At 62.7% G+C, this 5,289-nt stretch carries 7 protein-coding genes; 6 read left to right on the top strand and 1 reads right to left on the bottom strand.

The window, feature by feature from the left end:
• The coding region (locus OC610_RS20565; protein WP_264430293.1) for an AsmA family protein at window positions 1-800 on the bottom strand (800 nt) is incomplete at its 3' end.
• A gap of 390 nt (window positions 801-1,190) precedes the next feature.
• Between OC610_RS20565 and OC610_RS20560 the strand changes: the two genes are divergently transcribed.
• From OC610_RS20560 to OC610_RS20535, 6 genes are all read left to right on the top strand, one after another.
• Window positions 1,191-1,784 (top strand): hypothetical protein, encoded by a 594-nt coding sequence (locus OC610_RS20560; RefSeq protein WP_264430292.1) that lies wholly within the window; start codon window positions 1,191-1,193, stop codon window positions 1,782-1,784.
• A 155-nt stretch (window positions 1,785-1,939) separates the two neighbouring features.
• Complete coding sequence (locus OC610_RS20555) at window positions 1,940-2,572, top strand: TetR family transcriptional regulator (protein WP_030140126.1); 633 nt, start codon at window positions 1,940-1,942, stop codon at window positions 2,570-2,572.
• A gap of 271 nt (window positions 2,573-2,843) precedes the next feature.
• Window positions 2,844-3,344 carry an urease accessory protein UreE gene (gene ureE / locus OC610_RS20550; RefSeq protein ID WP_264430290.1) on the top strand — a complete coding sequence of 167 codons (501 nt, stop codon included), beginning with the start codon at window positions 2,844-2,846 and terminating at the stop codon, window positions 3,342-3,344.
• Window positions 3,341-4,015, top strand: a complete 675-nt coding sequence (locus OC610_RS20545; protein ID WP_264430288.1) for an urease accessory protein UreF — start codon at window positions 3,341-3,343, stop codon at window positions 4,013-4,015. Before ureE ends, OC610_RS20545 begins: the two co-directional genes overlap by 4 nt.
• Before the next feature lie 9 nt (window positions 4,016-4,024).
• Window positions 4,025-4,639 (top strand): urease accessory protein UreG, encoded by a 615-nt coding sequence (ureG, locus tag OC610_RS20540; RefSeq protein ID WP_003197309.1) that lies wholly within the window; start codon window positions 4,025-4,027, stop codon window positions 4,637-4,639.
• A gap of 32 nt (window positions 4,640-4,671) precedes the next feature.
• Window positions 4,672-5,244 (top strand): HupE/UreJ family protein, encoded by a 573-nt coding sequence (locus OC610_RS20535; protein ID WP_264430287.1) that lies wholly within the window; start codon window positions 4,672-4,674, stop codon window positions 5,242-5,244.
• Window positions 5,245-5,289 lie beyond the last annotated feature (45 nt).

The following is a 5,289-nucleotide window of genomic DNA, read 5'->3' as shown; positions in this document are numbered from 1 at the left end:
CCGGCCAATTCGACGCGGGTGTCGCCGATCTTTGCCTGGGCCTGCAAAGGGAAAGGCTGCGACGCATCCTGCAGCGCCAGCAGACCGCCGACCTTGCCGGACCCGCCGAGATTCTGCCCGTGGTATTGCCCATTGACCTTGAAGGCGAAGGCATAGTCCTGTGGCGTCGCCCCTTGTTCACGAACTTTGCTGGCGGTTTTCTCACCCACGATTTCGCTGAACGGGATGGGCTTGCCCAACGGATCGATCACCAGGTCGAGGCGGGTCTTGAGCGTTTGATCATCAAGGGTGACGTGGCCCTTGTCGAAGCCGATGGCACCGATGTCCACTATCCAGCTGGACGGTTCGGCGTCCGGGTCTTTTGGATCGAGCTGAAACGTCCAATTGGCGCGACCATCGGCCAGGCGCTGCAGGCTGGCGTCGGGTTCGGTCAGGTCGATACGCGGGATGGCCACGCGCCGGGCCAGCAACGCCAGGGGCGAAATACGCAACTCAACGCGCTTGAGGGTGACCATTTGCGGGGTTTTCGACCAGTCCGGATTGCCCAGGCTCAAATCCTCCGCCACCACGTGGGGCCATGGGACAAAGGCTCGCCAGCCACCCTCCTGCGGTTCGCGTTGCCAAACCACTGCCAGGTTGCCATTGATCGCGAACGGACGATGCAGCTCCTCGGAAACCTTGGCGTTGAGCGTGGGCTTGAGGCGATTCCAATCGAAGAACGCGATGACCAGCACCAGCACGGCCAACAGGGCGACGAGGCAGGCAAAGCCCCAGGCGAAGATTTTTGAGGTGCGCGTCATGCACAAGGCTCCTGAGGCAAATGGGCGTCCGAACCGCGACGCCGGGGATAGCACGAACCTGTGGCCGGCTCGTTGCGGATGATTGTTGGACAGGCAAAACGGCCGACAGGTTTACCATCAAGGGCGACGAACGGCATTAAAAAATGCGCAAGAACCTGACCGATTCGACAGCTACCTGTTACCGCCCTCGCACATTTGCGGGGCACGAGTGAGTACAAACTACCCACTCTTGGGCGAAACCCCTCCTCTGAAAGCCGCGTTCTAGAGCCTTCCCCCAGAACAATCAATTCCGTTGATTATTACCATTGTGTTTATGAACTTTTATATCGACTTATCGAGAGTAGCATGGCCCTCGTACCCACTTTTTAGCCCTCCCAAGGAGCAACGATCATGAAACGCCAACTACTGATGAGCCTGTCCCTTTCACTGCTGGCCTCGACCGCCTTTGCCCTGCCAGCTTCCGAACAAGCCACGCCACAGATCAAGGACAGCCATTCTGTCTATAGCCAGACCGTAGCCGAAGGTGGCCGTGATCGCCTGGAAGAAAAAGGCCTGGTCGAAGGTGGTTCCGACCGCACCCCACAAGGTCAAACCCTGGCCGCCGACGGCGCCGATCGCACCCCACAAGGCCAAACCCTGGCGGCTGACGGCTCCGATCGCACTCCACAAGGCCAAACCCTGGCAGCTGACGGTTCCGACCGCACCCCACAAGGCCAGACCCTGGCGGCTGACGGCTCCGACCGCACTCCACTGGGCGAAACCCTCGCAGCTGACGGCTCCGACCGCACTCCACTGGGCGAAACCCTCGCAGCTGACGGCTCCGACCGCACTCCACTGGGCGAAACCCTCGCAGCTGACGGCTCCGACCGCACTCCACTGGGCGAAACCCTCGCAGCTGACGGCTCCGACCGCACTCCACAAGGCCAGACCCTTGCCGAAGGCGGTGGTGACCGTGTAATCGAACGTAACAGCGCAGTGAGCTGAGCCCATGGTGGCCTGGAAAAAAGCCCGATTCCTCGAATCGGGCTTTTGATTTTCAAAGCACCTCGTTTCCCGCCTGAACCCGCCCTACCGTTCGACGACGCCAAAGCCTATTTGCTAGAGTGCATCGCTCCCATGACTCGGAAGTCAGTCCTGCAATGCTGCCTCGCGCCGAACAGAAACAACAAACCCGAAACGCCCTGATGGATGCAGCCCGTCATTTGATGGAGTGCGGCAGGGGATTCGGCAGCCTGAGCCTGCGCGAAGTCGCCAAGACCGCCGGCATCGTACCCACCGGCTTCTATCGGCATTTCGACGACATGGACCAACTGGGCCTGGCGCTCGTCTGCGAAGTCGGCCAGACCTTTCGCGAAACCATCCGACTGGTGCGCCACAACGAATTCGTCATGGGCGGCATCATTGACGCCTCGGTGCGGATTTTCCTCGACGTGGTCCACGCCAACCGATCGCAGTTTCTATTCCTGGCCCGCGAGCAGTACGGCGGTTCGTTGCCGGTGCGCCAAGCCATAGCAAGGCTGCGCGAGGACATCAGCTCGGACCTTGCCGCCGACTTGGCCTTGATGCCGAAACTGCAACACCTGGACCTTGCCGGCCTGAACGTGATGGCCGATCTCATCGTAAAAAGCGTTTTCGCCACGCTCCCGGACATCATCGACCCGCCCGCCGAAGCACTTCCCGAACATCTCACGCCCCAAGCGAAGATCACCCAGCAACTGCGGTTCATCTTCATCGGCCTCAAGCATTGGCGCGGATTGGGTAGTACCGAGTAACCCGGATGTGGCCAATGTGGGAGCGAGCTTGCTCGCGATTGCGCCGTATCAGTCACCTTCAATGCTGCTGACAAACCGCAATCGCGAGCAAGCTCGCTCCCACAGGTTTCTTTGTGAGCGCCGCAAAATGGTGCTCAACGCCACGAAGCGCACCATGATGACTCACCAGCCAAGCCATCCTGGAACGCCACGCCAGCCATTTCCTACATCCCCGTCGATTGGCAAGCCCCTTGCTCTAAACACAGCATTGTTCATTGCTGGAAGCACTCCGATGCTGGTGATTCACCGCAGGATCGACACTCAACCGGGTTGGGACGCCGAGTTGCACCTGACCTTCGATGCCCGCAGCAAAAGCCGCCTGCGCTGTTTCAGTGCCGAGGGAGAAGACGTCGGGCTGTTTCTTGAGCGAGGCCAACCTCCGCTGCATGACGGCGAATACCTGCAAGCCGAGGATGGGCGCATCGTGCGGGTCTGCGCCCGTCCCGAGCAATTGCTGCATGTCACCTGCGCCAACGCATTCGAACTGACCCGGGCGGCCTATCACTTGGGCAATCGCCATGTCGCCCTGCAGGTGGGCGATGGCTGGCTGCGCCTGCTGGACGATTACGTGCTCAAGGCGATGCTCGAACAACTGGGCGCCAGCGTCGAATCCATCGAGGCCCCGTTCCAGCCGGAACACGGCGCCTATGGCGGCGGCCATCACCATTCCCGGCACGGCGACGAAGACTTCAATTACGCGCCGCGCCTGCACCAGTTTGGCCTGCGCACATGAACCCGGCCTGGGCGCTGCTGCGCCTGGCCAGCCCACAACTGCCGATTGGCGGCTACAGCTATTCCCAAGGGCTGGAAATGGCGGTGGACAACGGCCTGGTCAAGACGCCCGACGACGCACGCCGCTGGATCAGCGACCAGATGCTGCTGAACCTTGCGCGGTTCGAAGCGCCCTTGCTCCTGGCCCATTGCACCGCAGCCGCCACTGATGATTGGGACGCGCTACTGCAACTGTGTGAACAACACCGTGCCAGCCGGGAAACTCGCGAGCTGTACCAGGAGAGCCGGCAGATGGGCTACTCGTTGCAGCAACTGCTCACCGGCCTGCCGGAACTCGACAGCGCGGCATGCCGTTTTCTCCAGCAACGTAGCGAACCACACCTGGCCCTGGGCTGGGCCCTGGCGGCCCGCGCCTGGAATATCACGCCAGAAGACGCCCTTGCCGCCTGGTTGTGGAGCTGGCTGGAAAACCAACTGGCGGTGCTGATGAAAACCCTGCCCCTGGGCCAGCAAGCCGCCCAGCGCCTGACCAGCGAATTGCTGCCGCTGCTGCAACAAGCCCAGCACATCGCCTCGACTATCGACCCCGACCATTACGGCAGCGCCGCGTTTGGCCTGTCCCTGGCGTGCATGGCCCATGAGCGCCAATACAGCCGCCTGTTCCGTTCCTAGGAGATACACATGAACACACAACCCTTGCGCGTAGGTATTGGCGGCCCGGTGGGCTCCGGCAAGACCGCATTGACCCTTGCCCTGTGCCTGGCCCTGCGCGAACGCTACAACCTGGCAGTAGTGACCAACGACATTTATACCCGCGAAGACGCCGACTTCCTGGTGCGCAACGAAGCCCTGGCGCCGGAACGGATCATCGGAGTGGAAACCGGCGGCTGCCCGCACACGGCGATTCGCGAAGACGCCTCGATCAACCTGGAAGCGGTGGACCAGTTGAACCGGCGCTTCCCCGGCCTGGACCTGATCCTGGTGGAATCCGGTGGCGACAACCTGTCGGCGACCTTCAGTCCCGAGCTGTCCGACCTGACGATCTACGTGATCGACGTCTCGGCCGGCGACAAGCTGCCGCGCAAGGGCGGGCCAGGCATCTGCAAGTCCGACCTGCTGGTGATCAACAAGATCGACCTGGCACCGCTGGTAGGGGCGTCCCTGGAGATGATGGACAGCGACACCCGGCGGATGCGCAACGGCAAGCCGTTCGTGTTCAGCAACCAGAAAACCGGCCAGGGCCTGGACGACATCATTGCCTTCATCGAACGCCAGGGCCTGCTGACCGCTGCCTGATTTTTTCCGACTGATCACAAGGAAGCTCATCCATGACACTCAAACGCCTCTGCGGCGCCCTCGCCCTGCTGCTCACCCCGGCCCTGGCCTTCGCCCACCCCGGTCATGGCGACAATGGCCTGATCGCCGGCCTCGGCCACCCTATCGGCGGGCTCGACCATTTGCTGGCGATGCTCGCGGTCGGCTTGTGGGCTGCACAACAACAAGGCGCCGCGCGCTGGGCGCTGCCGTGCACCTTCGTCGGCACGATGCTGCTTGGCGGCCTGCTGGGTTTCGAAGGCCTGGACCTGCCGTCGCTGGAAAGCGGCATCGCCGCCTCCGTGCTCGCCCTCGGCCTGGCGGTGGCGCTGGCGGTGCGTCCGCCCCTGGGCCTGGCGATCGGTGCGACGGCGCTGTTTGCGCTGTTCCACGGTGTGGCCCATGGCTTGGAATTGCCGGACATGTCGAGCCCTTGGGCCTACGCCATCGGGTTTGCCGCAGCGACAGCGGCGCTGCATGGCGCCGGCTTTGCGCTGGTACGGATGCTGCCACGCGCGGCGGCGCCCTTGGTGCGGTTGGCTGGGGCGGCTTCGGCGGGGGCGGGGGTGTGGTTGTTGGCGGGTTGATTCTCTAGCGCCCAGCCGGCCCTCATCGCGAGCAAGCTCGCTCCC

Origin of the sequence: Pseudomonas agronomica (assembly GCF_025917275.1) — a bacterium.
Taxonomy (GTDB): domain Bacteria; phylum Pseudomonadota; class Gammaproteobacteria; order Pseudomonadales; family Pseudomonadaceae; genus Aquipseudomonas; species Aquipseudomonas agronomica.
The sequence above is the reverse complement of the archived record's forward strand: the minus strand, read 5'-3'. Positions and strand labels throughout refer to the sequence as shown.

Bases quoted from the DNA above. Each gene is read 5' to 3' on its own strand.
- OC610_RS20560 (WP_264430292.1), top strand. From the start codon at position 1,191: ATGAAACGCCAACTACTGATGAGCCTGTCCCTTTCACTGCTGGCCTCG.
- OC610_RS20555 (WP_030140126.1), top strand. From the start codon at position 1,940: ATGCTGCCTCGCGCCGAACAGAAACAACAAACCCGAAACGCCCTGATG.
- ureE (WP_264430290.1), top strand. From the start codon at position 2,844: ATGCTGGTGATTCACCGCAGGATCGACACTCAACCGGGTTGGGACGCC.
- OC610_RS20545 (WP_264430288.1), top strand. From the start codon at position 3,341: ATGAACCCGGCCTGGGCGCTGCTGCGCCTGGCCAGCCCACAACTGCCG.
- ureG (WP_003197309.1), top strand. From the start codon at position 4,025: ATGAACACACAACCCTTGCGCGTAGGTATTGGCGGCCCGGTGGGCTCC.
- OC610_RS20535 (WP_264430287.1), top strand. From the start codon at position 4,672: ATGACACTCAAACGCCTCTGCGGCGCCCTCGCCCTGCTGCTCACCCCG.